At 61.5% G+C, this 26,921-nt stretch carries 26 protein-coding genes and 4 riboswitches; of the genes, 10 read left to right on the forward strand and 16 right to left on the reverse strand.

The window, feature by feature from the left end:
* Positions 1–163 precede the first annotated feature (163 nt).
* Positions 164–601, reverse strand: a complete 438-nt coding sequence (aroQ, locus tag QZ190_RS15965) for a type II 3-dehydroquinate dehydratase (RefSeq protein ID WP_291918301.1) — start codon at positions 599–601, stop codon at positions 164–166.
* A gap of 186 nt (positions 602–787) precedes the next feature.
* Between aroQ and QZ190_RS15970 the strand changes: the two genes are divergently transcribed.
* The 5 genes from QZ190_RS15970 to QZ190_RS15990 are packed head-to-tail and all read left to right on the forward strand — an operon-like array spanning position 788 to position 3,938.
* Entirely contained in the window at positions 788–1,444 is a 657-nt protein-coding gene (locus QZ190_RS15970) for a DsbA family oxidoreductase (RefSeq protein ID WP_291918303.1), read from the forward strand.
* A 10-nt stretch (positions 1,445–1,454) separates the two neighbouring features.
* Positions 1,455–2,078, forward strand: coding sequence for a histidine phosphatase family protein (locus tag QZ190_RS15975; protein ID WP_291918306.1), 624 nt, complete (start codon positions 1,455–1,457; stop codon positions 2,076–2,078).
* Positions 2,075–2,455: a thiol-disulfide oxidoreductase DCC family protein gene (locus QZ190_RS15980; RefSeq protein WP_291918309.1), complete on the forward strand. Its 381-nt coding sequence runs from the start codon at positions 2,075–2,077 to the stop codon at positions 2,453–2,455. The genes QZ190_RS15975 and QZ190_RS15980 overlap by 4 nt, the downstream gene beginning before the upstream one ends.
* Positions 2,455–3,243, forward strand: a complete 789-nt coding sequence (locus tag QZ190_RS15985) for a formylglycine-generating enzyme family protein (RefSeq protein ID WP_291918312.1) — start codon at positions 2,455–2,457, stop codon at positions 3,241–3,243. Before QZ190_RS15980 ends, QZ190_RS15985 begins: the two co-directional genes overlap by 1 nt.
* A complete protein-coding gene (locus QZ190_RS15990) occupies positions 3,243–3,938 on the forward strand; it encodes a short-chain dehydrogenase (RefSeq protein WP_291918359.1) in 696 nt (231 codons plus the stop codon). Before QZ190_RS15985 ends, QZ190_RS15990 begins: the two co-directional genes overlap by 1 nt.
* Before the next feature lie 22 nt (positions 3,939–3,960).
* Here the strand turns inward: QZ190_RS15990 and QZ190_RS15995 are convergent, their stop codons facing one another.
* Together QZ190_RS15995 and QZ190_RS16000 are read right to left on the reverse strand one after the other, a co-directional pair.
* Positions 3,961–4,422 carry a hypothetical protein gene (locus QZ190_RS15995; RefSeq protein WP_291918313.1) on the reverse strand — a complete coding sequence of 154 codons (462 nt, stop codon included), beginning with the start codon at positions 4,420–4,422 and terminating at the stop codon, positions 3,961–3,963.
* Complete coding sequence (locus QZ190_RS16000; protein WP_291918316.1) at positions 4,412–6,208, reverse strand: ATP-binding protein; 1,797 nt, start codon at positions 6,206–6,208, stop codon at positions 4,412–4,414. Before QZ190_RS16000 ends, QZ190_RS15995 begins: the two co-directional genes overlap by 11 nt.
* Before the next feature lie 139 nt (positions 6,209–6,347).
* On the opposite strand from QZ190_RS16000, the gene QZ190_RS16005 reads away from it, so the two are divergent.
* Entirely contained in the window at positions 6,348–6,980 is a 633-nt protein-coding gene (locus QZ190_RS16005; RefSeq protein ID WP_291918318.1) for a LysE family translocator, read from the forward strand.
* Positions 6,981–7,120: 140 nt separating this feature from the next.
* Here the strand turns inward: QZ190_RS16005 and QZ190_RS16010 are convergent, their stop codons facing one another.
* Positions 7,121–9,046, reverse strand: a complete 1,926-nt coding sequence (locus tag QZ190_RS16010) for a radical SAM protein (RefSeq protein WP_291918321.1) — start codon at positions 9,044–9,046, stop codon at positions 7,121–7,123.
* 145 nt (positions 9,047–9,191) lie between these two features.
* Here QZ190_RS16010 and QZ190_RS16015 point away from each other — a divergent pair, with 145 nt between their 5' ends.
* Positions 9,192–10,367: a J domain-containing protein gene (locus tag QZ190_RS16015; RefSeq protein WP_291918324.1), complete on the forward strand. Its 1,176-nt coding sequence runs from the start codon at positions 9,192–9,194 to the stop codon at positions 10,365–10,367.
* Between the two features lie 55 nt (positions 10,368–10,422).
* Here the strand turns inward: QZ190_RS16015 and QZ190_RS16020 are convergent, their stop codons facing one another.
* The 10 genes from QZ190_RS16020 to QZ190_RS16065 form a co-directional block, all read right to left on the reverse strand.
* Positions 10,423–10,905: a GNAT family N-acetyltransferase gene (locus QZ190_RS16020; RefSeq protein ID WP_291918327.1), complete on the reverse strand. Its 483-nt coding sequence runs from the start codon at positions 10,903–10,905 to the stop codon at positions 10,423–10,425.
* Between the two features lie 98 nt (positions 10,906–11,003).
* Complete coding sequence (locus tag QZ190_RS16025; protein ID WP_291918329.1) at positions 11,004–12,059, reverse strand: low specificity L-threonine aldolase; 1,056 nt, start codon at positions 12,057–12,059, stop codon at positions 11,004–11,006.
* Between the two features lie 93 nt (positions 12,060–12,152).
* On the reverse strand, positions 12,153–13,427 hold the full coding sequence (locus QZ190_RS16030) for a D-amino acid dehydrogenase (RefSeq protein WP_291918332.1): 1,275 nt from the start codon (positions 13,425–13,427) through the stop codon (positions 12,153–12,155).
* Positions 13,428–13,490: 63 nt separating this feature from the next.
* Positions 13,491–13,592: riboswitch (glycine riboswitch) on the reverse strand.
* Positions 13,593–13,613: 21 nt separating this feature from the next.
* Positions 13,614–13,704, reverse strand: a riboswitch (glycine riboswitch).
* Between the two features lie 35 nt (positions 13,705–13,739).
* Positions 13,740–16,646 (reverse strand): aminomethyl-transferring glycine dehydrogenase, encoded by a 2,907-nt coding sequence (gene gcvP / locus QZ190_RS16035; RefSeq protein ID WP_291918334.1) that lies wholly within the window; start codon positions 16,644–16,646, stop codon positions 13,740–13,742.
* Positions 16,647–16,665: 19 nt separating this feature from the next.
* Positions 16,666–17,031: a glycine cleavage system protein GcvH gene (gcvH, locus tag QZ190_RS16040; RefSeq protein ID WP_291918337.1), complete on the reverse strand. Its 366-nt coding sequence runs from the start codon at positions 17,029–17,031 to the stop codon at positions 16,666–16,668.
* Between the two features lie 104 nt (positions 17,032–17,135).
* Positions 17,136–18,275: a glycine cleavage system aminomethyltransferase GcvT gene (gene gcvT / locus QZ190_RS16045; protein WP_291918340.1), complete on the reverse strand. Its 1,140-nt coding sequence runs from the start codon at positions 18,273–18,275 to the stop codon at positions 17,136–17,138.
* 45 nt (positions 18,276–18,320) lie between these two features.
* A riboswitch (glycine riboswitch) is annotated at positions 18,321–18,453 on the reverse strand.
* Between the two features lie 11 nt (positions 18,454–18,464).
* Positions 18,465–18,581: riboswitch (glycine riboswitch) on the reverse strand.
* Between the two features lie 9 nt (positions 18,582–18,590).
* The gene (locus tag QZ190_RS16050; protein WP_291918342.1) at positions 18,591–19,868 is read right to left on the reverse strand and encodes a TRAP transporter large permease; all 1,278 of its coding nucleotides are present in this window, start codon (positions 19,866–19,868) and stop codon (positions 18,591–18,593) included.
* Positions 19,865–20,359, reverse strand: a complete 495-nt coding sequence (locus QZ190_RS16055) for a TRAP transporter small permease (protein ID WP_291918344.1) — start codon at positions 20,357–20,359, stop codon at positions 19,865–19,867. Before QZ190_RS16055 ends, QZ190_RS16050 begins: the two co-directional genes overlap by 4 nt.
* Positions 20,360–20,430: 71 nt before the next feature.
* Positions 20,431–21,402: a TRAP transporter substrate-binding protein gene (locus QZ190_RS16060; RefSeq protein WP_291918346.1), complete on the reverse strand. Its 972-nt coding sequence runs from the start codon at positions 21,400–21,402 to the stop codon at positions 20,431–20,433.
* A 196-nt stretch (positions 21,403–21,598) separates the two neighbouring features.
* A complete protein-coding gene (locus QZ190_RS16065; RefSeq protein ID WP_291918347.1) occupies positions 21,599–23,290 on the reverse strand; it encodes an electron transfer flavoprotein-ubiquinone oxidoreductase in 1,692 nt (563 codons plus the stop codon).
* 153 nt (positions 23,291–23,443) lie between these two features.
* Here QZ190_RS16065 and QZ190_RS16070 point away from each other — a divergent pair, with 153 nt between their 5' ends.
* Together QZ190_RS16070 and QZ190_RS16075 are read left to right on the forward strand one after the other, a co-directional pair.
* Positions 23,444–24,226: an SDR family oxidoreductase gene (locus QZ190_RS16070; RefSeq protein ID WP_089961680.1), complete on the forward strand. Its 783-nt coding sequence runs from the start codon at positions 23,444–23,446 to the stop codon at positions 24,224–24,226.
* Between the two features lie 10 nt (positions 24,227–24,236).
* Positions 24,237–24,659 carry a thioesterase family protein gene (locus QZ190_RS16075; RefSeq protein ID WP_291918350.1) on the forward strand — a complete coding sequence of 141 codons (423 nt, stop codon included), beginning with the start codon at positions 24,237–24,239 and terminating at the stop codon, positions 24,657–24,659.
* Positions 24,660–24,664: 5 nt separating this feature from the next.
* Here the strand turns inward: QZ190_RS16075 and QZ190_RS16080 are convergent, their stop codons facing one another.
* Positions 24,665–25,561 carry a metal-dependent hydrolase gene (locus QZ190_RS16080; RefSeq protein ID WP_291918352.1) on the reverse strand — a complete coding sequence of 299 codons (897 nt, stop codon included), beginning with the start codon at positions 25,559–25,561 and terminating at the stop codon, positions 24,665–24,667.
* 99 nt (positions 25,562–25,660) lie between these two features.
* Here QZ190_RS16080 and QZ190_RS16085 point away from each other — a divergent pair, with 99 nt between their 5' ends.
* Complete coding sequence (locus tag QZ190_RS16085) at positions 25,661–26,392, forward strand: TetR/AcrR family transcriptional regulator (protein WP_291918354.1); 732 nt, start codon at positions 25,661–25,663, stop codon at positions 26,390–26,392.
* On the opposite strand, the gene QZ190_RS16090 is transcribed toward QZ190_RS16085, so the two are convergent.
* Positions 26,350–26,919, reverse strand: coding sequence for a peroxidase-related enzyme (locus QZ190_RS16090; RefSeq protein ID WP_291918356.1), 570 nt, complete (start codon positions 26,917–26,919; stop codon positions 26,350–26,352). The genes QZ190_RS16085 and QZ190_RS16090 overlap by 43 nt on opposite strands.
* Positions 26,920–26,921: the final 2 nt, after the last annotated feature.

The following is a 26,921-nucleotide window of genomic DNA, read 5'->3' on the forward strand; positions in this document are numbered from 1 at the left end:
CCAAGGCGAGTTCACCTTCCCCTGGCCGATCATTTCTGCAGCGCTGATCGTGGCCATTGTGCCGGTGGCCATCCTGATTGCGATTTTTCAGGAGCGGGTCGTTGGTGGTTTGACCCAGGGCGGCCTCAAGGGCTGAGTCAGCCCGGGGCCGCTTGGCCCAGCTTCAGGCTTGGGCAGCCGACACGGCGGCGCGCAGGCCCAGCAGGTAGCTGTCCACACCAAAACCGGCAATCTGGCCTTTGGCAATGTCGGCGATCACCGAGTGGTGGCGAAACGCCTCGCGGGCGTGGATGTTGGACATGTGCACCTCGATGATGGGGCACTTGAGGATGGCCAGCGCGTCGCGGATGCCATAGCTGTAGTGCGTCCAGGCCCCAGCGTTGATCACCACCGCCTGCACACCATCGCCGTGGGCGCGGTGGATGCGCTCGGCCATTTCACCTTCAAAGTTGGTCTGAAAGCACTCGACTTGTGCGCCCAGGGTCTGGCCCAGAGCGCTGAGTTGGGTGTTGATCTCGTCCAGCGTGGTCGTGCCGTACTGGGCCGGGTCGCGTTTGCCGAACATGTTCAGGTTGATGCCGTGCAGGACAAGGATGTTCATGGGGGGTCTCTATCGCTCGATGGATCATGGGCATTGGGTGCCGGATCTGCGATTGTCGGTGATTTGCGGCAATATCCTGTCCAAATGACCGTTGCCCAATTGCAAGTCGGGTGGACGCGATGGTTTTGACAAACCCGCGCTGGGGCCTCAGCCCAAGCGCTTTGAATGACGCCCTGAAAGCCGAACATGACCGCTTTGAAAATCGATTTCGTCTCTGACATTGCCTGCCCCTGGTGCGCCGTGGGCCTGGGCGCTCTGGAAAAAGCCCTGGAGCGCCTGGACGGCGTGGTGCAGGCCGACCTGCACTTTCAGCCCTTTGAGCTGAACCCGCACATGCCCCCTGGCGGGCAGGACCTGGGCGAGCACCTGACCGAAAAATATGGCTCCACGCCCGAGCAGCAGGCGCAAATTCGGCAGACCATTGCCGCACGCGGGGCCGAGGTGGGTTTCGAGTTTCACCCCGGCGGGCGCGGCCGGGTTTACAACACCTTCAACGCGCACCGCTTGCTGCACTGGGCTGAGGCCCAAGGCGCTGGGGCGCAGCACCAACTCAAAAAAGCCTTTTTGCAGTCATACCAGGGCCGCGCCGAATGTGTGGAAGACGCTGAAGTTTTGCTCGCGGGCGTGGCCGCTGCGGGGCTGGATGTGGCGGGCGCCCGTGCGGTGCTGCAAAGCGATGCCCACACGGCCGAAGTGCGCGAGCGTCAGCAGTTCTACACCCAGGCGGGCATCCGCTCGGTGCCTGCGGTCATCATCAACGACAAGCATTTGATCTCGGGAGGCCAGCCGGTCGAGGTGTTCGAGCAGGCGCTGCGTCGCATCGCCTCGGGCGAAGTCTCCTGAGGCGCGCGGTATGACGCCCACCGCTCTCGCTCCCTCTGGTGTTTCGCGCCGCTCGGCCTTGACCCGTTTGGGGGTAACCGTGGTCACGCCTTGGCTGGCCGGCGTGCCTGGCTTGGCTGGGGCACAGTCCGCACAGAGTGCGACACGGGCGCAGTTGTTGGCCGTTTGGCGGCAAAGCGGCGGTGTGCTGCTGATCCGCCACGCCGCCACCGAAGCGGGCTTGGGCGATCCGCCGGGTTTTGTGATCGGCCAGTGCCGCACCCAGCGCAACCTGAGCGAGGCGGGACGCCAAGCTTCAAGGGCCTTGGGGGCTTGGTTGCAAGCGCAAAACTTCAAGCCCGACGCGGTGCGCAGCAGCCAGTGGTGCCGCTGCCAGGACACGGCGCGGCTGGCTTTTGGCGCTTACGAGGACTGGCCCGCGCTCAACAGCACCTTTGCCGGGCAGGGCGATCCGGCAGCTCAACAACAGGCTTTGCGCGAGCGCTTGCAGGCGCTGCCCGCCGGCCGCACCGAGGTGTGGGTCACTCACCAGGTCATCATGACCGGCCTGACCGGGGCCTACCCGGGGCTGGGTGAGGGCTTTGTGGTGGACCGGCAGGGCCGTTTGTTGGCCCGTGGGGACTTGGCCGCATGAGCACACTGCACAGCTTGACGGTTTACTTCGATGGCTCCTGCCCCATGTGCCGACGCGAAATCGCGATCTACCGCCGCTTGCCCCAGGCGGCCAGCGTGGACTGGGTGGATGTGAGCACAGGGGCCGAGTTGGGCTCGCTCAGCTGTGCGCAGGCCATGGCGCGTTTCCATGTGCGCGACCGCGACGGGCGCTTGTTCAGCGGCGCGGCGGCGTTTTCTCAGATGTGGCGGCTGTTTCCGGGCTGGCGTTGGCTGGGTTGGTTGTCGGCCTGGCCGCCCATGTCATGGGTATTTGAGGGGGCTTACCGTTTGTTTTTGCCGCTGCGCCCGCGCCTGCAAAAGTGGGTGCGGCGCTGGTCGGGTGAGGAGAATGCGTGATGAAGCTGCGATCTGTTTCGGCCTTGGTGTCGGTTTTTCTTGGCTGGGTGGCCTTGCTCAGTGGGCCCGTTGCGCTGGCCCAAACGGCCAAGCCCGTGTCCGAAAAGCTTGCCGAAAAGGCTGCCGATAGGGTGGCTTTGGGCGACTGGGCCATTGACCGCACCGAAGTCACCATCGGCCAGTTTGAGCGCTACGTGCGCGCCACGGGCACCGTGACCCGTGCCGAAAAAGAGGGCGGTGGTTTTGAGTATGTGGGCGGATGGGTACGCCGCCCCGGCTGGTCTTGGCGCCAGCCGGACGGCGTTCCAGCTCCTGCTGATTTACCTGTTGTGCACCTGGATTTTGCCGAGGCCCAGGCTTACTGCCGATGGGCCGGGGGGCGCTTGCCCACCGGCGCAGAATGGCAAAAGGCGGGGTTCACCGAGTTGCGCGACAACCCCCCAGCGCCTTGGGTGAAGGGCAAAACTTATCCCTGGAGCACGGGTGACAGCCCTCAAGGCGCGAACACCAGCGACCCAGACCCCTGGCCGCGCGCAGCACCTGCGGGCGCGACGCGCCAAGGCGTGAACGGCTTGTATGACATGGGGGCTAACGTGTGGGAGTGGACCACCGATGAGCAGGGCGGCCAAAGGCGCACCGTGGGTGGATCGTGGTGGTACGGTGCGTTCAACATGAAGGCCGACGTTCAGGCCTTCAAACCCGCTGACGTTTATGTGGTCTACCTCGGCTTTCGCTGTGCCTACGACCTCAAGCCACCAGGTGCTAACCCGAGCAAGGCCCGGCCATGATGCATTCCTTGCCCGAGGGCTACCGCGCCTTGGTGATGGGCGCGAGCGGCGCCATCGGCAGTGCTTTGCTGCAGCAGCTGCAAAACGATCCGCGCTGCGCCTTGGCGCTGGGTGTGTCACGCCAAAGCACGCCAGGGCTGGATTTGCTGAACGAAGCGAGCATCGCCCACTGTGCGCAAGCGCTGGCTGGGCAGGGGCCGTTCCATTTGGTGCTGGACGCCACGGGCGCACTCACGGTGAACGGGCGCGGCCCTGAAAAACGGCTGGACGAACTGGACGCGGCGCATTTGCTGGCGGCGCTGCAGCTCAACGCCGTGGGGCCGGGCCTCTTGCTCAAACATTTTGTGCCCTTGCTCGCGTCGGGTCAGCGCGTCATTTGGGGCAAGTTGTCGGCCCGAGTGGGCAGCATCGAAGACAACCGCAAAGGCGGCTGGTATGGCTACCGTGCGGCCAAAGCGGCGCTGAACATGCTGCTGCAAACGGCGACGATCGAGCTGGCCCGCCGCAGGCCGCTGGCGGTGGTGGCCGCCTTGCAACCGGGCACGGTGCAGTCGGCGCTCAGCCAGCCCTTTGTGGGCAGCGATGCCATGCGCCCCGAAGATTCGGCGCAGCGTTTGCTGGCGGTGCTCGACGCCCTGCAGCCCACAGGGCGGGCGCAGTTTGTGGACCACCAAGGGCAAAACATTCCTTGGTGAGCCGCTCAGGCCGTGCGCTGGGTCAGGGCACGCAGTCGCGCACGGCGTTGCCAACCGATGCGGGTGAGATCGGCCCTTCGGTCACGATGGTGCAGGCCGCTGGGGCCAGGAACACACAGCCACCGGGTACAGGGCTGTCCACTTTTTTGCCGAACTCTGTTTGCGCCTGACCGCACAAGGTGGGCGCGTCTTTGCGCATGACCCAGCGCACATGGCTGGGCAGTTTTTTGCGCCAGTTCCAGCCCAGCTCGCCCACCGAAGCGCCAAACTCGTAGCAGTCAGCGGGCTCGGCCGGTTTGCCCGACGGACTGCGCGGCTCCTGTGTGGTGTCCACGCTGCACATGTGGGGCAAATCTGAGCCATTGCCCCAAGCGGTCTGGGCCAGGGCCAGGGCTAGGGCCAACAGCCCACACAGGCACCAGAGGCGGCCAGCCTTGCGGCGTCCTGTGGCACGAACCGGTCTGAGCAGGGTGTCAAGCCACATAAGACAGCACCCGCTTGACCAGCAAACTGCGGTTGAAGGGTTTGAGCATGCTCTCGTTCATGCCGCTTTCCAGGCACCGGGCCAGCTCGTCTTTGTCGCCATTGGCGGTGAGGGCGATGATGGGGGTCGAGCGCTGGGGTTCGGGCAACTCAGTGCGGATTTTGCGGGTGGCGGTTTGACCGTCCATCTCGGGCATCAGCAGGTCCATCAAAATCACATCGAATCCCTCGCCATCGCGCACTGCTTCAAAGGCTTTGAGGCCGTCTTCCACCTCGGTGACCTGCGCTTGCGGCAAGTGGCGGCGCAGTTGCAAGGACGCAATTTGGCGGTTCAGGGGGTTGTCGTCGGCGATCAGGATGCGCACCACCTTGTCGCTGCTGCTGTCTTCTTCGGGCGCGGGCAGGGTGTGTGCCGGGGGCTGGCTCAAAGGGCAGGGCAGCAGCACATGGAAGGTGGTGCCCACGCCCAGTTCGCTGTGCAGGCCGATGGTGCCACCCATGGCTTCGACCAGGCCCTTGGTGATCGACAAGCCCAGCCCGTTGCCCCCAAACCGGCGGGCAATGCTGTTGTCGACCTGGGAGAAGCTTTGAAACACCCGGTGCTGAAGATCCGGCGCTATGCCCATGCCCGTGTCGCGCACGGCCAAGCGCACCTGCACGCGGCCCTCGGCATCACCCGGCATGGCCTGGGCACTGCAGTGCAATTCGATCTCCCCTTGCGCGGTGAACTTGATGGCATTGCCCAGCAAGTTGACCAGAATTTGCGTCAACCGATGGCTGTCGCCTTGGACCCATGTCGGCACGTTCGGATCCACGCGCAGGGTGTAGCTCAGGGGTTTGGTTTCAGCGCGGCGCTGGAGCAACTGGAAGGCGGTGCTCAACGTGTCGTGCAGGTTGAAGGGCTCTTGCACGACCTGAAGCCGACCGGCCTCCATCTGGGCGTGGTCGAGCAGGTCGTTGATGATGGTCAGCAGGTGCTCGCCCGATTTCTGGATGTCCTCTATTTTGGCGCGCACCTCGGCATCCAGTTTTTTGTCATGCTGGATCAGGTCGGCCAGACCCAAAATTGCGTTCATTGGCGTGCGCAACTCGTGGCTGACCGAAGCCACGAACAGGTCTTTTTGTTGCTGCATGTGCTGCAGGTTTTTGGTCAGTTGGCGCAACTGGCGTCTTTGCTGTTGGGTGCGTTGCATGCGCTCGTTGCGCACATGGTTCAAGCGAAACAACAAGGCCACTTGCATGCCAAAAATCACCACGGCCATCATCAAGTGCCAATGGATCAGGTCCTGCGGCATGATTTGCAAGGCCATCTCGCCGCCCAGCAGGGCGTACACATACAGCCCCAAAATGAGCAACCAACCAGCCGCCAGGCCTGCCACGCGTGCACGCGGCTTGGGGGCCAATATGGCGGGCAAAGGAGCCAGGGCCAGCCAACTGATGGTGGCCGAGTAAATGCCCCCGGTCAGCCAGGTGATGGCAAAGGCCTGTGTCAGTGTCAGCACCTGCAAGGCGGTGATCAGGCGGCTGAGCCGCACGCCTGCCATTCGCAAGCCTCCCAGCACGGCCATGGCCAAAATGCCCAGCACGTTGGCCAGCAATCCGGCATGGAACTGCAAGCCCCAGGACACCAGGGCAAAAGCGGCATAGCCCACGATCAGGATCAGCAGGAACGAAAAGAACAACCATTCGCGTTCGTTGTCCATCGGTTGACGCCACCACGGACGCCAAAAACTGAAGCCTGTGGGTTGGGGCGTTGCGTCTGTAGCGCCGGGTGTTGTGTGTTGCATGGTATTGATTTGAATACCAAATACTACATTAAATGCATCGCAGGCTTTTCGCTGAGTTTGTGCACAGCCCTTGCGGGACCCTGAGATGGGCAAGGCACAATCGGGTTCCTTTTTTCAACGGTTCTTTTCAAGGCGCTCAATGGGTTTGCAAACGTGGTGGATTTTTGTGCTCATGACCTTTGTGGTGTCTGCCACGCCGGGTCCCAACATGCTTTTGGTCATGAGCCATGGCGCGCGTTTTGGCCTGCGCCCGGCCATCTGGACCATGGCGGGCTGCATGACGGCCCTGATCGGCATGGTCAGCATTTCAGCGGCTGGGGTGGGGGCTTTGCTGCACAGCTTTCCTGCGGTTTTTGATGCGCTGCGTTATCTGGGTGCGGCTTATCTGGCCTATCTGGGCTACAACCTGTGGCGTGCCGGGGTGCCCAAGGGCGATGCGCCAGCCCATGCTGCTTTGCCCGAGACGCCACAGCGCAGCGCTGGCTCTTATTACCGGCAGGGGCTGGCGGTGGCGGCCAGCAACCCCAAGGCCATTGTGTTTGCGGCGGCGTTTTTCCCGCAGTTCATCCAGGCCGATCGGCCTGCGGGCCTGCAGTTTGCGGTGTTGTTGATCACCTTCACCGTCATCGAGGTCAGCTGGTACCTGATTTACGCCCTGAGCGGTCACAAGCTGTCGCGTTTTTTGCAGCAAGCCCATGTGCTGAAAAACTTCAACCGCGTCACGGGTGGTGTGTTTGTGGGCTTTGCGGCTTTGATGGTGGCCAGCCGTTGAGTGGTTTTGTGCGCTGACGCACGCTGCTCGGGTTTACCCCCGTCAACTGTGCGCCAAGCTGTGGATAAGCCCATGAACAAGCCCTGAGAGGCGCATGCCTGAAGGGCTGGCGCGCAATGCTTGTTTTTTGAGCAGGCGGGTCAATCCAGCGCTTTTGCAATCTTGTGTCGTGGGACGGTGGTTTTGGGGCACTGCCCCTTGGGCAGCTCAAACCACTGGCGCACATCGTTGTCGACCCCCACGCCGTGCATGAAGTTGTAGATGGCTTTTTTCAGGCCCTGGCCCAGCAGGTCGTGGTCCACGCCGGCAGGCATGGGGGTGGGGTCAACAAAGCCCACGTCGTTTTTGGCAAATGTGCCCTCGGGCAGGGGCAGCAGAGTCACGCCGTAAGCGTCGGGATTCAGGCCGACTGGCGAATGCACGGTGCAAACAAAGCGGTGGAAAAAACCGCTGTGGATGCAGCCGTTTTCAAACAGCTGGCGCACGTATTCGAGCGCGTCCACCGTGTCTTGCACGGTCTGTGTGGGAAAGCCGTACATCAGGTAGGCATGCACCAGCACGCCTGCGTCGGCAAAGCCTTTGGTGACCTGCGCCACTTGCTCGACCGAGACGCCTTTTTTCATCAACTGAAGCAAACGGTCGGACGCGACTTCGAGCCCGCCGGACATGGCGATGCAGCCGCTTTGCGCCAGCAAATCACACAGCTCGGGCGTGAAGGTTTTCTCAAAGCGGATGTTGCCCCACCACGAAATTTGCACGCCCCGGCGCAGCAGCTCTTCGGCCAGGGCCTTGAGGGCTTTGGGCGGCGCGGCTTCGTCCACAAAGTGAAAACCAGTTTGGCCCGTCTCGGCCACGATCTGCTCGATGCGGTCCACCAGCGTGCTGGCCTGCGCGGTTTCGTAGCGGCTGATGTAGTCCAAGCTGACGTCGCAAAAGCTGCACTTTTTCCAGTAGCAGCCGTGCGCCACCGTGAGCTTGTTCCAGCGCCCGTCGCTCCACAGCCGGTTCATGGGGTTGAGCATGTCCAGCAGCGACAGGTATTTGTGCAGCGGCAGGCCGTCCCAAGTGGCCGTGCCCACCTCTTCAAACGGGATGTCTGGTTCTTGCAGGTTGATGTACTGCACCTGGCCTGCGTTGTTGCGGATGAAGGTGCGCTGCAGTCGTTGCAAGCTGCGCTGGCCTTGCAGGTGCTCGATCAAGCTCAGCAACGGGCGCTCGCCGCCGTCCAGCGTCACGAAATCCACATGGTCGAACACGCGGGCGTCTTTCATTTCACGCAGCTCGGTGTTCACAAAGCCGCCGCCCAAGCCAATGCGGATGTGCGGGTGCGAGCGCTTGATGCATTGGGCGATGCGAAACGCCCCATAGACCGAGCCGGGAAAGGGCACCGACAGCAGCACCAGCGTGGGCTGGTGGCGCTCGATGGCGGCCAGTGCCAAGCGCTCCAGCGTGCTGTCGATCAAACTGGGTGGCTCGGCCAGGGCTTCGGCCAGTGCGTCAAAGCTCGGTTGACTGGCGGCCAGGCGCTCGGCATAGCGCACAAATTCAAAGCCTTCGTCCACGGCATCGCGCAGCACATCGGCCAAGTCGTTCAGGTACAGCGTGGCCAGATGCCGGGCGCGGTCGGTCTGGCCCAAAGCGCCAAAAGCCCAGCCAATCGGGTCGCCCGTGCCGTCGTCCTCATAAGCGTCGAGTGCCGCAAAACGCGGGCCTTCGGGCAAAAAGCCACGGCCTGCAATGCGGTGGCTGAGCGTGCTGTCGCGGCCTTGCAAAAACGCGATCACCGGGTCGATGCTGACGGCGTAGTCGTTGAAGTGGTCGAGGAAAAAATTCACTGGGCCCGAGCGCTCTTCGACCGGCAAAGCCAACGCCGCATCGCGCAGCTCGGTCAGCCCTTTTTTGTTCAGCAAGGCCAGCACGGTGGCCAGCGCCAAGTCTTCTTGCACCGCATCCAAACCCCGCGAACGCAAAAAACCCGTCAGGTAGGCCGTGGACGGGTAGGGCGTGTTGAGCTGCGTCATCGGCGGGATGAGGCTGAGCACTTTGAGCGGGGTGGGGATGGGCATCGGAGCAGTTTTTGAATCAGTGGATGGATTATCGACGGACGAAGCCCCTTCCGCACTCAAAGGCATGGGCGGCCTCGCGCCATTCGCCGCGGTTTCAGGGGGGTAACATCCAGCCACTCTCAAGTCTTCGCTCTATTTCTTCTCAATGATCTCCTCTACCGAAGCGCATCAAGACGCTGCCATCTCCCTGTCCGCTTTGATGGTTCAGCCCAGCGATCAAGTCCCGCTCACGCCCGCCCAAGAGCGCTTTAACGACTTGCTGGCCCGAATCGAGCAGCTCTCTGGCCTCATTGAGCGGTTGCAAGCGTGGTCTGACCGGCACCGTTATGCGCACATTCAGGCCTTGCGCGAGTCGGTGCAGCTGGCGCAAGCGCACCGCAAAAGCCTGCTGCTCTTTGTGCATGAGCGGCTGCAAACCGCAGACTTCACCGACAGACAGCAGCGCATGGCGCGGGGACTGGTGCGCGGTTTGATCGACCAATTGGCCGCCAGCGCAGACCCGCAAGTGCAGGCCCTGGCGGATTTGTACGTGAGCGAAGAGGACACCCAAGAAACGGCCCAAGAGCAGGCCGAGGCGGCGCAACGTTTGCGCGAGCGCATCGAAGAAGCGCTGGGCCAGCCGATTGAAAAAGCAGGCCAATACCAAACGCCCGAAGAGATGATGCAAGCGGGCATGCGCCAGTGGCAACGCCAGCAAGAGGCCGACGAGCAGCGCAAGGCGGCCAAGCGTGCGGCCAAAAAAGCACAAAAACAAGCCCAAAAGAAAAGCGCTGCGGCCGAAAAAGGCGAGGTGCCGCCCGCCTTGCTGCGTGAAGCCGACGCCAAAAGCGCCATACGCACCGTGTTCAGGCAGTTGGCCAGTGCCTTGCACCCGGACCGCGAGCCCGACGAACAAGAGCGCTTGCGTAAAACTGCGCTGATGAGCGAAGTCAACGCCGCTTATGAAAAAAATGACCTGAGCACCTTGTTGCGCCTGCAAATGCAGGTGACGAAGGTCAACCCGCAAAACTCCGCCCGCATGGCCGATGCCCAGCTCATCGCCATGGCTTCGTTGCTCAAGGAGCAGGTGACAGCACTGGAGGATGATCTGGACGCGTTGCAAAGCCGCCTGAGCCGGGAGCTGTGTGTGCCGGTGCGGGCCGAGGCAGAAGAGGCGTCGATTATGCAAGCCCTGCAACGCATCCAGGCCGACCAGCGCCACAGTGCAGACAGCCTGGAGGCCGATTTACGCCGCATTCAGAACGATGCCGAACTCAAGCGCTGGCTCAAAGAGCAGTGGCAGCTGGCCAAAGAGCAAGTGCAGTCGTCCACCGACTTTTGAGTTGTGCGGGGACCGGCTTTTGTCGGTCGGAGCTTCAGCTCCGTTGCAGGCGGCTTCAAAGCCACTTTTGCATGAAGCTGGCCTGGCCCGCTGCCGGGTCCAGGGCATAGGGCTCAAAGCCAAAACCCAGGTAACTCTTCAAGGCACGCGAGTTGCCGGTCAGCACCTCCAGCGTGAGCTTGCAGCAGCCATGGTTTTTGGCGTGTTGCTCGGCGGCCGCCAGCAAAGCCTGACCGACGCCCGCGCCCCGGTGGCCCGGCAGCACGGCGATGTCGTGGATGTTCATCAGGGGCTGCGCCTTGAAGGTCGAATAGCCCTCGATGCAGTTGACCAGGCCCACGGGCGTATCGTCCAGCCAGGCGATGAAGCTGGCCGCATCTGTGCGTGCGGCCAGGTCATCGCACAGCCGCGCTTTCACATCCTGCGCCAGCGCTTCGCCGCCGCCCATGGGGTCTTGGGCGTAGGCGTCCAGCAGCATCACCAGCGCGTTGCGGTGGGTGGGGTTCTGGTAATCAACGGGCAGGATGTGCAGGGGCATGTCGGTGACGTCTGAAGGGTGGCGCTGAGGCCGTGGGTCCATGGGTGTGGGTGCGCTACATTGTCCACGATCCAAAGGGTCGCGGCGTGCATCTTGGCTCAGGCGCTCAGGCTTTGGATGTCTGCCAGGAGTGTGTCCACCGAGGCTTCGGTGGTGTCCCAGGCGCACATGAAGCGGCAGCCGCCACCGGCGATGAACTGGTAGAACTTCCAGCCCTTGGCATGCAGCGCGTCCACCAAGGGCGCAGGCAATTGCGCGAACACGCCATTGGCCTCGGGTGGGTGCAACACCTGAACACCCTCGATCTGCCGCAAGCCCGTGTACAAGCGCTGCGCCATGGCATTGGCATGGCGCGCGTTGCGCAGCCAGGTGTTGTTGTCGAGCAAACCCACCCAGGGCGCCGAAATGAAGCGCATTTTGGAGGCCAGTTGACCGGCTTGCTTGACGCGCCAGGCAAAGTCTTGCGACAGTTCCCGGTCAAAAAAGACCACCGCCTCGCCCACAGGCAGACCATTTTTGGTGCCGCCAAAGCACAGCACGTCCACCCCGGCTTTCCAGGTGATTTCGGCCGGGCTGCAGGCCAGGTGCGCCACGGCGTTGGCAAAGCGGGCGCCGTCCATGTGCATTCTCAAACTGTGTTTTTGGGCCATCCAGGAGAGGGCGCGAACTTCGTCCACGCTGTAAACCGTGCCCAGTTCGGTGGCTTGGGTGATGGACACCACCTTGGGGCGGGGGTAGTGGATGTCATTGCGTTTGGTGACCAAGGCCTCAACGGCCTCGGGTGTGAGCTTGCCGCGCTTAGCCTGGGTCGACAAGCCCTCGGCCACCAGCAATTTGGAGCCATTGGAGAAAAACTCCGGTCCCCCGCATTCGTCTGTTTCGATGTGCGCCACAGGCGTGCAGATGACCGAGTGGTAGCTCTGGCACATGGCAGCGAGCGCCAGGGAATTGGCAGCCGTGCCATTGAAGACGTAGTACACGTCGCAATCGATTTCGAACAGCTCGCGCAACATGTTGGTGGAGCGCTCTGTCCAGCGGTCGTCGCCATAGGCGGGCTCGTGCCCGCTGGCGTTGGCCTCCAGCAGGGCGTGTAGGGCTTCAGGGCAGCTGCCTGCGTAGTTGTCACTGGCAAATTGCTGTGGTGTTTTGTTCATGGTGGGCTCCCTGTTGGTTTTTTTGATGGGTGATACAGAAAAAGCCCTTCACGCCGGGGCGTGAAGGGCTTGGCAAATCCTGAGCGCTGGAGTTTAGCCAACGCTCAAGGCTGCAGAGCTCGACGAAAAATGGGGCCGCGAAGCAGCGCCATGGCTGTGCAGCACATGCCCTGCCAATTGGTGCGCCGTGATGGCCGAGAGCGTCCAGCCCAGGTGCCCGTGGCCGGTGTTGTAGAACACATTGGCTTTTTTGCCCGCGCCCACACGCGGCAGCATGGTGGGCATCATGGGGCGCAGGCCTGCCCAGGGTTCGGCGCGGCGCGTGTCCACGCCGGGGAAGCATTGGTTGACCCAGTTGACCAAGGGCTTGATGCGGTCCGCGCGGATGTCCAGGTCGATGCCGTTGAACTCGGCTGTGCCGGCCACGCGAAAGCGGTCTGCGCCCAGGCGGCTGGTGACCAGTTTGGTCTCGTCGTCGAGCAGACTCACTTGGGGTGCGCAGGCTTGGCTGATGGCGTCGTTCAGGCCCACGGTGATCGAGTAGCCTTTGACGGGGTAAATGTTCAGGCGGTCACCCAATTGGGCGGCCAAGCGGCGGCCGTGCACGCCTGCGCAAATGACGATGCCGTCGAAGCTCAGGGTCTCGGTCTGGCCTTGGTGCTGCACCTGCACCGTGGCGGTTTGTCCGTTCGATGCAACATTCAGCACCTGATGCTCGGTCAGGATCTTCACGCCCAGGCGCTCACAAGCCTTGGCCAGGCCGAAGGTGAATTTGTGGATGTCGCCCGTGGAGTCGCTCTCGGTGAAATAGCCGCCGTAGTACTGGCCTTGCAGGGTCGGCTCGATGGCTTTCATTTCGTCGGGCGTCACGGCGCGGCGGGGCAGGCCGCCTTGGGCCAGCAGCTTGGAGACTTCGCCCGCGTGGTCAAAGCCCTTTTTGTCGCGGTAGATGTGCAAGATGCCTTCGCGCTTGTGGTCAAAGTCGATGCCCTCGGCCTTGGCCCAGGCAAAGTGGTGCTCGCGCGATTCGATCGCCAGCTTGGCTGTGGCGATGGTGTTGTCTTTGTACCGGGGAATAGCCGCCACGAACTCGGCCATCCAGCTGAGTTTGTGCCAAGTGGGGGCTGGGTTCATCAAGAGCGGCGCATCGCTCTTGAGCATCCACTTGAGGCCTTTGATGATCGTGGACGGGTGTGTCCAGACTTCGGCGTTGGATGCCGACAATTGCCCGCCGTTGGCATAAGACGTTTCCATGCCGGGGTAGCGGTTTTTTTCGATCAGAGTGACCTGGATGCCTTGTTGGGCCAGGGCGTAGGCGGAGGTGACGCCGGTGATGCCGCCACCAATGATGACCATGTGCTTTTTCATAAGGAGTTCTCTCTTCAAAACGTCTCAAACAGGTGGACACGCTGCGCACCGAATGTGCGCGGCATGACCCCCTCTGTTTGAAACCTGAGAGATTCACCTCGGATGAGGCTTGCTCCTGCGGTGGACCCCGGTGACGAACCGAGATCGCTCTTCAGAGTGTGTGGCCCCTCATCCGGAGATGGGGGCCAGCCTGCATCGGTCCTTTGGCCTGAGAGTTTCCGGGGCGGTTGCTCCTTCGGCGCTGTCTGTTGTTGACAGTCTCTCCCGATGCGGGCGATGGATATGGTGTGTGGCTCTTCCTTGGTGTGTGGATCAGGCGTAGTCGCCCACCGGGATGCAGCTGCAAAACAGGTTGCGGTCGCCGTGCACGTTGTCAACCCGGCCCACTTGTGGCCAGTACTTCACGCTGCCCGGCACGCGCTGGGCTTGCGCGGCAGCGACTTCTCGGCTGTAGGGGTGGGCCCATTCGCTGCCCAGCAGGCTGTCTGCGGTGTGCGGCGCGTGTTTCAGCGGGTTGTTGTCTTGTGGCCAGGTGCCGGTTTCGACTTGGCGGATCTCTTCGCGGATGGCGATCATGGCGTCGATGAAGCGGTCAATCTCTTCGAGTGTTTCGCTCTCGGTGGGCTCGACCATCAGGGTGTTGGCCACAGGGAAGCTCAGCGTGGGCGCGTGAAAGCCATAGTCCATCAATCGCTTGGCCACGTCTTCGGCCATGACGCCGCAGGTTTCTTTGAAGTGGCGCAGGTCCAGGATGCACTCGTGGGCCACATGGCCGTTGTCACTGGCGTACAGCGTGGGGTAGTGGGCGCTCAGGCGCTTGCTGATGTAGTTGGCCGCCAAAATGGCCGACTCGGTCGCGTGCTTCAGGCCCTCGGCGCCCATCATGCGGCAATACATCCAGCTGATGGGCAGCACAGCGGCATTGCCCAGCGGCGCTGCGCTCACGGCACCCACACCGTTGACTGGCACACCGCCTGTGGCGTGGCCGGGCAGGTAGGGCACCAAGTCTTCGACCACACAAACCGGGCCAACACCGGGGCCGCCGCCGCCGTGCGGAATGCAGAAGGTTTTATGCAGGTTCAGGTGGCTCACGTCGCCGCCAAACTCTCCGGGCGCGGCCACGCCCACCAGCGCGTTCATGTTCGCGCCGTCCACATACACGCGCCCGCCGTGCTGGTGCACCAGTTCGCAGAGCTGCTTGACTTGGGTCTCGAACACGCCGTGTGTGCTGGGGTAAGTGATCATCACAGCGGCCAGATTCGCGCTGTGCTGCTCGCACTTGGCCTGCAGGTCGGCCATGTCCACGTTGCCGTTGTCGTCACACTTGGTGACCACCACGGTCATGCCCACCATCTGGGCGCTGGCGGGGTTGGTACCGTGCGCACTCGACGGTATCAGGCAGATGTTGCGGTGGCCCTGGCCTTGGGCGCGGTGGTAGGCCTGAATGACCAAGAGACCGGCGTATTCGCCTTGCGATCCGGCATTGGGCTGCAGGCTGATGCCTTTGTAGCCCGTGGCCTGGCACAGCCAGTCGCGCAGCTGCTGGTCCAGCTGGGCATAGCCCTTGAGTTGATCAGCCGGGGCAAAGGGGTGCACATGGGCAAACTCGGGCCAGGTGATGGGGATCATCTCGCTGGTCGCGTTGAGCTTCATGGTGCAGCTGCCCAGCGGGATCATGCTGCGGTCCAGTGCCAAGTCTTTGTCGGACAGCTGGCGGATATAGCGCAGCATGCCGGTCTCGGAGTGGTAACGGTTGAAGACGGGGTGCGTGAGGAAATCGCTGGTGCGGCGCAGCTCGGTCGGGATCAGGGGCTCGACGCCTTTTTCAAACGCATCGAAGTTGGGCAGCGCCTGGCCCGGGGTGACTGATTCGGCGGCGAATACTTGCCACAGGGCGTGGATGTCCTCTCGCGTGGTGGTCTCGTCCAGCGAGATCGATACGCTCTTGTCGCAAGCCTTGCGCAGGTTCATGCCCGCTTGCCGGGCCCGTTCGATGAGCGAGGCCGAGGACTCGCCGATGGCGATCCACACGGTGTCAAAGGCGGTTTCTTTGCGCAACTTGAAGCCCAGGCTCTGCAGGCCTTGCGCGAAGACGGCGGTGTAGCTTGCCACGCGACGCGCAATGCGCTTCAAGCCCTCGGGGCCATGGTACACGGCGTACATGCTGGCGACCACGGCAGGCAGCACCTGCGCAGTGCAGATGTTGCTCGTGGCTTTTTCGCGGCGGATGTGCTGCTCGCGGGTTTGCAGGGCCAGGCGGTAGGCGGGTTTGCCATGCACGTCCACACTCACGCCCACCAAGCGGCCGGGCAGTGAGCGTTTGTAGGCGTCGCGGCAGGCCATGAAGGCGGCATGCGGTCCGCCTGCGCCCATGGGCATGCCCAAGCGTTGTGTCGTGCCGACCACGATGTCGGCACCCATCTCGCCAGGGGGCTTGAGCAGTGTGAGGGCCAGCAGGTCAGCGGCCACGATGAGGGCGGCGGATTGTGCGTGGCTTTGGGCGGCGTAGCCACTGAGGTCTTCCACCAGTCCGGTGCTGCAGGGGTACTGCACCAGCGCGGCAAAGTGTTCGCCGTTCAGCGCAGCAGTGAAGTCGTCCGCACTCTGCGGCACCAGCACCTCAATGCCCAGGGGTTGGGCACGCGTGTGGATCACTTCGATGGTTTGTGGGTGACAGGCGCGAGACACCACAAACACCCGGCTCTTGCTTTTGACGGTGCGCATGGCCAAGGTCATGGCCTCGGCGGCGGCCGTGGCCTCGTCGAGCATGGAGGCGTTGGCGATGTCCATGGCCGTCAGGTCGGTGACCATGGTCTGGAAGTTCACCAGCGCTTCCATGCGGCCTTGAGAAATTTCGGCCTGGTAGGGCGTGTAGGCGGTGTACCAGGCGGGGTTTTCCAGAATGTTGCGCAGGATCACACCCGGCGTGTGCGTGCCGTAATAGCCCTGGCCGATGAAACTCTTGAGCAACTGGTTTTGCTGCGCCATGCTTTTGAGCTCGGCCAGCGCCGCAGCCTCGGTCACTGGGGCGGGCAAGTCCATGGCCTGGGCGCGGGCAATGCTGCGCGGCACGATGGATTCGATCAGGGCGCGGCGCGAAGCCTCGCCGATCACGCTGAGCATGTGCTGTTCGTCGGCAGCGCTGATGCCAATGTGGCGAGCGATGAATTCGGATGGGTTTTCGAGTTCGCCCAAGGGCTTGAGGGTGGACATCAGCATGCGCAACTCCGTTAAAAAATCAACCAGCAGAGAACTTGTTGTAAGCGGTTTCGTCCAGCAGGGCATCGGTCTGCGCCGGATTGGACAACTTGACCTTGAAGAACCAGCCTTTGCCCAGCGGGTCGGTGTTGGCCAGCGAGGGGTCGCCGCGCAGTTCTTCGTTCACCTCGGTGACTTCGCCGTCCACGGGCATGTAAACGTCGGCGGCGGCCTTGACCGACTCGACCACGCCAGCGACTTCTTTGGCTGCAAAAGACTTGCCGACTTCGGGCAGGTCCACAAACACCACATCGCCCAGCGCATCTTGCGCGTGGTGCGTGATGCCGACGACGGCGGTGTCACCGTCAATTTGCAACCATTCGTGGTCTTCGGTGTACTTGATCATGTGGGGGCTCCTGGTGTGTGTTTGGCAATTAAATCGGGGTCAGATCCCAATTGTTTGGCTTGGACGGGTGTGTGGATTTAATTGGGATCTGACCCCGATTAATTTCAACCACGGTAATAGTGGTTGGGCACGAAGGGCAGGGCGCTGACTTCCATGGGCACGGCTTTGCCGCGGACCATGGCGTTCAGGCGTGTGCCTGCTGGCGCATATTTTGCCTGCACATAGGCCAGCGCCACGGGCTGGTCAGCGGTGGGCGCGAGCAGGCCGCTGGTGACTTCTCCCACCTTTTGGCCCGCGTCGTTGTGCAACTCGACATGCTCGCGCACCGGCACACGTTCCAGGCCCACCAGACCCACACGCAGGCGATGCGCCGGGGCTGTGCCGTCCAGCTGCGCCAAAATTTTGGCGGCACCGGGGAAGCCGCCTGCACGCGCGCCACCTGTGCGACGCACCTTCTGCATGGCCCAATTCAGGTTGGCCTCGACCGGCGTGGTGGTGGTGTCAATGTCGTTCCCGTACAGGCACAGCCCGGCTTCCAGCCGCAGCGAGTTGCGGGCACCCAGGCCAATCGGCTTGACTTCGGGCTGGGCCAGCAGGCGGCGGGCAAAGGCGTCGGCGGCATGGGCGGGGAGGGAGATTTCAAAACCGTCTTCGCCGGTGTAGCCGCTGCGCGTCACGTACAGGTCTGCGCCGTCCACCTCAAATGCTGCGCCGGTCATGAACACGAGTTTTTCCACACCGGGCAACAGGCGTTGCAAAGCGGTCACGGCCTGCGGGCCTTGCAGGGCCAGCAAGGCGCGGTCAAATTGCGGTGTGATGGTGCAGCGGTTGCCCATGCGCTCTTGGATGTGGGCCAAATCGCCGTGTTTGCAAGCGCCGTTGACGATCACAAAAATATCGCCGCCGTTGGCCACATCGCGGTTCACAAACATCAGGTCGTCGATGATGCCGCCCTCGTCATTGAGCAGCAGGCCGTAGCGTTGTTTGTGGACACCCAGGCCGATCACGTCCACCGGCATCAGGCTCTCGAAGGCGGCAGCGGCATCGGGGCCGCTCAGGCACAACTGGCCCATGTGCGAGACGTCGAACAAGCCTGCGGCGTTGCGGGTGTGGTGGTGCTCGGCGACCAGGCCAGCGGGGTATTGCACCGGCATGCTGTAACCGGCAAAAGGCACCATGCGGGCGCCCAGCTCGGAGTGCAGCGCATTCAAAGGGGTGGTGAGCAAGTTGGCAGCAGCGGTCACAAAAAACTCCAAGGGCAATGAAAAGCCACAGTACATGCTGTGGCGCTTGCCCTCGCTGTCCGCTTTACCTGAGAGATTCGCCGGGAACATTCAGCCCAAAAGCCAAACGTTCTGCGGGTTGCTCCTTCGGTGGATGCCGTTGCACGATGGCCCGGCACCTCTCTCCAGTGAGGTAACGCCTTGATGAAAAGCGTTTTGTCAGTCCTTTTGCCTGAGCGTTCAGCAGTTTTTCAAACCGCCTGCGCCTTCGGCGGCCTGACTTGTTTCACTAGGAAGACAAGTCAGGCGCTCTCCTGACAGGTGAGGATTCTAACTTTATTTGTTGTAAATCCAGTCGCGCAAGGTCAAGGATATCTCGGGCACGTAGCTGATCAGCATCAGACAAGCCAGGATCACGCCGATGAAGGGGATCAGGTCTTTGATGATCCTGTCCAGCGATATTCGGGCCACCGTACACGCGGCAAACAGGTTGACGCCAAAGGGCGGAGTGATCATGCCCAGGGCCAGGTTGACGATCATCACCATGCCAAAGTGGATCGGGTCGATGCCAAAGTGCATCGCCACCGGCACCAGGATAGGGGCCAGCACGATGATGGCCGCGCTTGTCTCGATGAACATGCCGATGATGAACAAGGCTGCATTGATGCCCAACAAGAAGTACATGGGAGACTGCAACACCTCTTGCAGCCAAGCGCCAATGGCAGCTGGCACACCGGCCCGGGTGATCATGAAGGCAAACAAGCCGGCGTTGGCGATGATGAACATGATCACCGCGCTTGAAATGACCGACTTGCGCAGGATGTTGTACATGTCCTTGAAGCCGATTTCGCGGTAGATCACCGTGCCCACAATGAAGGAATAAAACACCGCCACAGCCGCCGCTTCGGTGGGTGTGAAGATACCGCCATAAATGCCGCCGAGCACAATCACCGGCATGAGCAATGCCCAGCTGGCTTGCCAAGTGGCTTTGCCAAAGCTCAAGCGACCGTCTCCATCATTTTTGCCCCAACCCATGTACTTGGAGTAAAGCCAGACAAACAGCATCAGGGCGCCGCCAATGAGCAGGCCAGGGCCGACACCCGCGACAAACAATTCACCAATCGAAACTTCGGCAGAGACGCCAAACAAGATCATGGGAATGGACGGGGGGATGATCACGCCCAGCTCGGCCGAGGTGGCTTGCAAGGCCGTGGCCCAAGGCCTGGGGTAACCGTGTTTGATCAGGGCCGGAATCAAGATGGCGCCCACAGCGAAGGTGGTGGCTACTGAAGAGCCCGAGACGGCCGCAAAAATCATGCAGGTCAGCACGCAGGTCATGGGCAAGCCACCCTGCACGCCACCCACAATGCTCTTGGCAAATTCGACCAGGCGGCGAGAAATGCCGCCGGTCTCCATCAGGTTGCCCGCCAAAATAAAGAAGGGAATGGCCGCCAGGGGAAATTTGTTGATCGAGTTGAACATTTCCTTGACGGAAATGAGCATGTTGGCGTTGGCGATCTGGATGCCCACAATCGCCGACAAACCAATCGAAACGGCCACCGATACTGTCAGTGCAAAGCACAGCAGCATCGTGAAGAGCATGGCTGAACTCATTGTGCGTTCTCCAATTCCATACGCTGGGGATCCAGCCAAAAACCAATGATGCCGATGATGCTGAACACAGCGCCCACGGGCAGTGCCAAGTAGGCCCAGAACATGGAAACACCTTCAAGTCCAATCATGGACTGGACGCTGCCCCGGTTGGCATAGTCCCATCCCCACCACAAAATGATGCTGCACAGGGTCAGTGCCGTGATGGCCACCACAGCATCCAAAACTCGCCGCATGCGTTGGCCGCTCAAGCGGTACAGCAAGTCCACGCTCACCATGGAGCCGGTGCGAAAAGCGGTTGGAATGCCGAGAAACACCATCCAGATCAGGCTGAATCGGATCAAGACCTCGGTCCATTCAGCAGGTGACTCGAGTATGAAACGGGTCACAATTTGGTGAATGGCAAAAGCCGAGGCCAATGCCATCATCGCGCAGGCGACCATCATCGAGAGGGCGGTGGTCCGTTGCTCAAAGCGTAAAAATAATTGTTTCATGGGGCGTTTCTCGGCCAAATTGAAAAACGCCCGCCAGCCAAAGCTGGTCGGGCGTCCTAAGCAAGCTCAGATCACTTGAAATTACGGATGCGGTCCAGGTTGGCTTTGCCGAACTGCTTTTCAAACTCGGTCATGGCCGGGCCCATGGTGGCCAAGAACTTGGACTTGTCCACGTTCTCGATGATGGTCATGCCTTTCCTGCGCAACTCGGCCACGCCATTGGCATCGTCCTTGTCCACACGGGCGCGGTTGACCTTGACGGCTTCTTTGGCCGAGTCGAGGAAGATCTGCTTGTCAGCGGCGCTTAGTTTGTCAAACGAACCCTTGTTCATCAAGATGATGACGGGCGAGTAAACGTGGCCTGTGAGTGTCAGGTGCTTTTGCACTTGGTCAAAGTTGGCCGCCATGATGACCGAGAGAGGGTTTTCCTGACCGTCCACAGTGCCTTGCTGCAAGGCGGTGAACACTTCGGGGAAAGCCATGGGTGTGGTGACAATGCCCAAGCTCTTGTAAGCGGCGACGTGCACGGGGTTTTCCATGGTGCGCATCTTGAGGCCTTTGAGGTCATCAGGTGCATTCACAGGGCGCTTGCTGTTGGTCATGTGACGGACGCCGTTTTCACCCCAAGCCAAGGCCTTGAAGCCCTTGGAGTCGAACTTGGTCAGCAGTTCCTGGCCAATGGGGCCGTCCAGCACGGCGCGTGCGTGTGCCTTGTCACGGAACAGGAAGGGTACGTCCAGGATGCGTGCCTCGGGGACGAAATTGGGCACTGGGCCGGTGGACGAGGTGGCCAGTTCCTGGGTGCCCAGCTGGACCGATTCAATGGACTCGCGCTCGCCGCCCAATGATCCCGAGTAGAAGTTCTGGATCTTGATGCGACCGTTGGTGCGCTTTTCAACTTCTTTGGCCAGCGTGTCGATGGCTTCGCCCTGGTGGGAATTCTGGCCGACAGAGATGCTGTTGCGCATGGTGATTTGCGCAGAGGCCGTGGCCATGACACCTGCGGCCAAACTCAGGCCCAACATCAGTTTGCTCAATTTCATTCGAAAGCTCCTCGTGGATCGGTGGACGACGACAGGTTGCGAATCAACTTGTCATACAAGTTTGATTATGGGGTGCCTGTTCGCCAGTTTGACTACGGGTTTTCGCGGGGGTGCTGATGCCTAGGTGACGCACTCGCCCCAAGCGAGTCGCCCAAAAAAAGAGGCCCTGTAGGGCCTCTTGCGGTTGCTTGCGGCTTCACATGCCTGTGTAGTTGGGCCCGCCGCCGCCTTCGGGTGTGACCCAGACGATGTTTTGCGTCGGGTCCTTGATGTCGCAGGTCTTGCAGTGCACGCAGTTTTGCGCGTTGATTTGCAGACGGTCAGAGTTGTCTTCATTTTTGACGTACTCGTAAACCCCGGCAGGGCAATAGCGGCTTTCAGGCCCGCCATACTTGGCCAGGTTGATGCCCACGGGCACCGAGGCGTCTTTCAGCGTCAAGTGGGCCGGCTGGTTTTCTTCGTGGTTGGTGTTGCTGATGAAGACGCTGCTCAAGCGGTCAAAGGTCAGCTTGCCGTCCGGTTTCGGGTAATCGATTTTGGGGCAATCGGCCGCAGGCTTGAGGAACGTGTGGTCGGCCTTGTCGCGGCGCAGCGTCCATGGAATGTGGCCGCGCAGCGCGAACTGCTCGAAGCCGTTCATCAGCGTCGCCACTGTGAGGCCCTTCTTGAACCAGGCCTTGAAGTTGCGCGACTTGTTCAGCTCGGTGTAGAGCCAGCTGGCCTCGAAAGCCTCGGGGTAGGCGCTCAGCTCGTCGTGCTCGCGACCGGCCACGATGGCGTCATACGCGGCTTCAGCGGCCAGCATGCCGGTCTTGATGGCGGCGTGGCTGCCCTTGATGCGGCTCACGTTCAGGTAGCCGGCATCACAACCGACCAAGGCACCACCTGGGAACACGGTCTTGGGCAGACTCATCAAGCCGCCTGCGGTGATGGCGCGTGCACCGTAGCCGATGCGCTTGGCATTGACTTCGCCCTTGTCGTTGGTAAAGTACCACTTGATGTTGGCGTGGGTTTTCCAGCGCTGAAGTTCTTCAAAGGGGCTGAGCCAAGGGTTGGCGTAGTCCAGTCCCACCACGTAACCGATGGCGATCTTGTTGTCTTCCATGTGGTACATGAACGCACCGCCGTAGGTGTCGTGCTCCATGGGCCAGCCGGCGGTGTGCATCACAAAGCCGGGGGTGTGGCGTGAGGGGTCGATTTCCCAGACTTCCTTGATGCCGATGCCGTAGGTCTGCGGATCGCGGCCTTCATCTAATTTGTATTTGGCGATCAGCTGCTTGCCCAAATGGCCGCGTGCGCCTTCGGCGAACACGGTGTACTTGCCGTGCAGCTCCATGCCGAGCTGGAAGTTCTCGGTTGGCTCGCCGTCTTTGCCAATGCCCAGATTGCCGGTGGCCACGCCTTTGACAGAGCCGTCGTCGTTGTAAAGCACTTCGGCGGCGGTGAAGCCGGGGAAGATTTCCACGCCCAAATTCTCGGCCTGCTGGGCCAACCAGCGGGTGAAGTTAGACAAGCTGATGATGTAGTTGCCGTGGTTTTGCGCGCACTCGGGCAAGAAGATGCCGGGGGTGCGGGTGGCACCGGTCTCAGACAGAAAGCTCCAGGCGTCGTCGGTCACGGGCTGGTTCAGCGGTGCACCCAACTCTTTCCAGTTGGGCAAGAGTTCGGTCAGGGCCTTGGGGTCCATGATGGCGCCGCTCAGGATGTGGGCGCCGGGCTCGCCGCCTTTTTCCAGCACCACCACCGACACGTCGGTGCCTTTTTCAGCGGCCAGTTGTTTGAGACGAATGGCCGTGGACAGGCCAGCGGGGCCGCCACCGACCACGACCACGTCGTAGGGCATGGATTCGCGGGGGCCGTAGGTGCTCAGGATTTCTTCGGGGCTCATGACAGACTCTTTTGGACAAGTTGGAAATTGGGGAGCCCGGCACCAGGGGTGTCGGGCGTGTGACTCATTTTATGCATCTTGGGGCGGCTTCCCCCGCACAATGGTGTCAGCAGTTGCGGTGCAACGGATGCGAAACCCCTGGAAGGATTTGACATGGCTTATGAAATCGATTTGTCGGGCCGCGTGGCCTTGGTGACGGGCGCCTCGGGCGGCTTGGGTGCGCAATTTGCCAAAACCCTGGCCGCAGCAGGCGCGGGCGTGGTGCTGGCCAGCCGCCGCATCGAAAAGCTCAAGGACTTGCGCGCCGAGATCGAAGCCGCTGGCGGCGACGCGCATGTGGTTGAGATGGACGTGACCGACCGCCACAGCATTGCAGCGGCCGTGGCGCACGCCGAAACCGAGATGGGCAGCATCGACATTTTGGTGAACAATTCGGGCGTGAGCACCACCCAGCGCATCCAGGACGTGACGGAAGACGACTACGACTTCATCATGAACACCAATGTGCGGGGTGCTTTTTTTGTGGCCCAAGAGGTCGGCAAACGCATGCTGGCCCGGGCCAAAGGTGCAGCGCCGGGCAGCTTCACCGGTGGGCGCATCATCAACATCGCTTCGATGGCGGGCCTGAAAGTGTTGCCGCAAATTGGTGTGTACTGCATGAGCAAGGCCGCCGTGATCCAGATGACCAAGGCTTTTGCGGTCGAGTGGGGCAAGTTCGGCATCAACGTGAACGCGATTTGCCCGGGCTACATCGACACCGAAATCAACCACCACCATTGGCAAACCGAGCAGGGCCAAAAACTCATCAGCATGCTGCCGCGCAAACGCGTGGGCCAGCCGCAAGACCTGGACGCCTTGTTGATGCTTCTGGCCAGCGACCAGAGCCATTTCATCAACGGCGCGGTGGTGTCGGCCGACGATGGTTTTGCGGTGTGAGGGCCTGGTCATGAAGCTGGAGCTGCCTGAGCGCAAGAAACTGGTCAATGAATTGGTGATACCCATCCGCTGGGGCGACATGGACGCCATGGGCCACGTCAACAACACGGTGTATTTCCGGTACATGGAAAGCACCCGCATTGACTGGTTTGACAAGATCGGTTTCATTCCGAACCCGCAAGGCGAAGGGCCGGTGATCGCGAACGCGTTTTGCAATTTCTTCAAACAGTTTGAATACCCGGGCCAGATTTTGGTCAAGCTCTATGTGAGCGACCCCGGCCGCACCACGTTCGAGAGCTGGTGTACGCTGGAGCGCACGGACCAGCCCGGTGTGGTGTTTGCCGCAGGGGGCGCAACCACCATCTGGGTAGATTTTCCGAAGCAAAAAGCCGTGAGCTTGCCCGACTGGGTGCGGGCCTTGGTCAGCGACTGAAAGCTTCAAGCCGCTGACTGGGCGGGTGCGCCCACCGCACGCCACTGGTCGGCGTGGCTTTGCAGCCAGTCTTGCGACAGCGTGGCGCTGCCCACTTGCATGGGGTGAAAGTCTTTGCGGGTGTAGGCCCAGATGGGCTTGGCCACGCGCCAAACCATGCCGTGGCGGCCGAACAGGAACTTGGACGCCGACCACCAAGTTGAAGGCTTGAAAAGTGTCTTGTCGTGCCACAGGTTGTTGACGGTCTGGCGGAACACGTCGGTGCTGAACTGCACCGTCACGTACCAGAACCAACGCATGCGCCAGGTGTGGTTGCCGCCCAGGCGCTGGTACAGGTCAAAGGCCACGCATTTGTGTTCGGACTCTTCGGCCGCGTGCCAGCGCCACAGGGTTTTGAGGGGTTCTTCGGCCCCGGCGAACCAGTCGCCAGGCTGGTCGATGCGCTCGAGCGTCAGATCACCAAAGATCGAGGTGTAGTGTTCAAAAGCGGCGGTGATGGCCAACTCGTGCAGGTAACCCTTGTCGCTTTTGCTGAAAAACTCGTCACGCCCTTTTTTCAGGCGCTGCTCGGCGCGTGGTCCCCAGTGGTTCACCAGGCCTTGTTTTTCCAGGTGCGCGTTGTACAGCGCATGCAGGTGGCGGTGGGTCGCTTCTTGGCCCACAAAGCCCTTGGCGATTTGCTTGAGTTCTGCGTTTTCAGGCGTGTCGGGCAGCTGCTTGGCACCGGCTTTGACGGCATCGATGAACGACTGCTCGCCCACCGGAAAGCTCATGGACAAGGCGTTGGCATAAGCCGTCAAAAACGCATCGCCGCCATTCCAGTGGCGCGAGAAACCCTGGCTCAGGTCCACGCTCAGGCGGCGCACGGTCAACTCGGTCGGGGCGGCGGGGTGCTTGTTCATGGTGGGTCTTCCTTCAAATAGGCCAGAATGTGAGCATTGTTCAGTTTTTACAAAGACCTTGCAACTCGCTATCTGCTCACATTTTGACAAAGGCCTTTCATGCCCGCCGCCAAACCAGCTACAAAACCCACCAGCAAGCCGCAAGCCAAGCCCCAAGCCGATCTCAGCTTGCGTCGCCAGCCTTCTCAGGCCCGGGCGCAGCAGACCATGCAGACCCTGTTCAAGGCGGCTGCTCAGATTCTGGACAAGGAAGGCGAGGGCGGTTTGACCACCAACAAGGTCGCCGCAGCGGCCGGTTTTTCAATCGGCACGCTGTACCAGTACTTTCCGAGCAAAGAGGTGCTGGTGCGGGCCATGGCCGCTCGGGGGCAAGAGATGGTGCTGCAAGAGCTGGGCCGTTATCTGAGTGAGCTGGAAACCCTGCCCAACGTGCGCGAGCTCGATGGGCGCGAACTGCTGGCTCAGGCCATTCGCATTTTGGTGCGCGGCTTTGCCACGGGCAAGGGCCTGAGCCAAAGCCTGATTCACCTGTGCTGGACACTGGAAAAGCCCGATGAAACCGCCAGCGCCGTGCGCCAGGTGGCTGACCGACTGGCCATCTTTTTTGAGCGCATCGGCCACCCCGCGCTGCAAACACCCAGCCCGGCGCAGCTGTTTGTGCTGACCCGCTCGGTCATTGGCACGCTGCGCAGCGCCAGCCTGGAAAAGTCGCCCCTGCTGGGCAGCCCCGCATTTGAAGAAGCCTTGGTGCAAATGGCCTGGGCCCTGCTGGCTCGCCCGTCAGCATTTCAGGCTGCTGATTTGGTCTTGGGGGCGCGGCCCATCAGGTAAAACTCGGGGTTGGGCATCATGCCGCTGAAGCTGGCCATGCGGTTACTCAGACCAAAGAAGGCGGTGATGGCGGCGATGTCCCAGATGTCTTCGTCGTTGAAGCCGTGCGCATGCAGGGCGACAAAGTCGGCGTCTTCCACTTCATCGGATTGGTTGCAGACTTTGAGAGCAAAGTCCAGCATGGCGCGTTGACGGGGGCTGATGTCGGCCTTGCGGTGGTTGATGGCCACTTGGTCGGCCACCAAAGGCTTTTTCTCGTAAATGCGCAAGATCGCGCCGTGCGCCACCACGCAATACAGGCACTTGTTGGCGGCGCTGGTGGTGGTCACGATCATCTCGCGCTCACCTTTTGTCAGGCCACTCTCGCGCCCCACCGACTCGGGCACCATCAGGGCGTCGTGGTACGCAAAGAAAGCGCGCCACTCGGCTGGGCGGCGTGCAAAGGCCAGAAACACATTGGGTACAAAACCGGCTTTTTCTTGCACTTCCAACACTTTGGCTTTGATGTCGTCGGGCAAGTCGTTGATAT

Source organism: Limnohabitans sp. (genome assembly GCF_017848645.1).
GTDB lineage: Bacteria > Pseudomonadota > Gammaproteobacteria > Burkholderiales > Burkholderiaceae_C > Limnohabitans_A.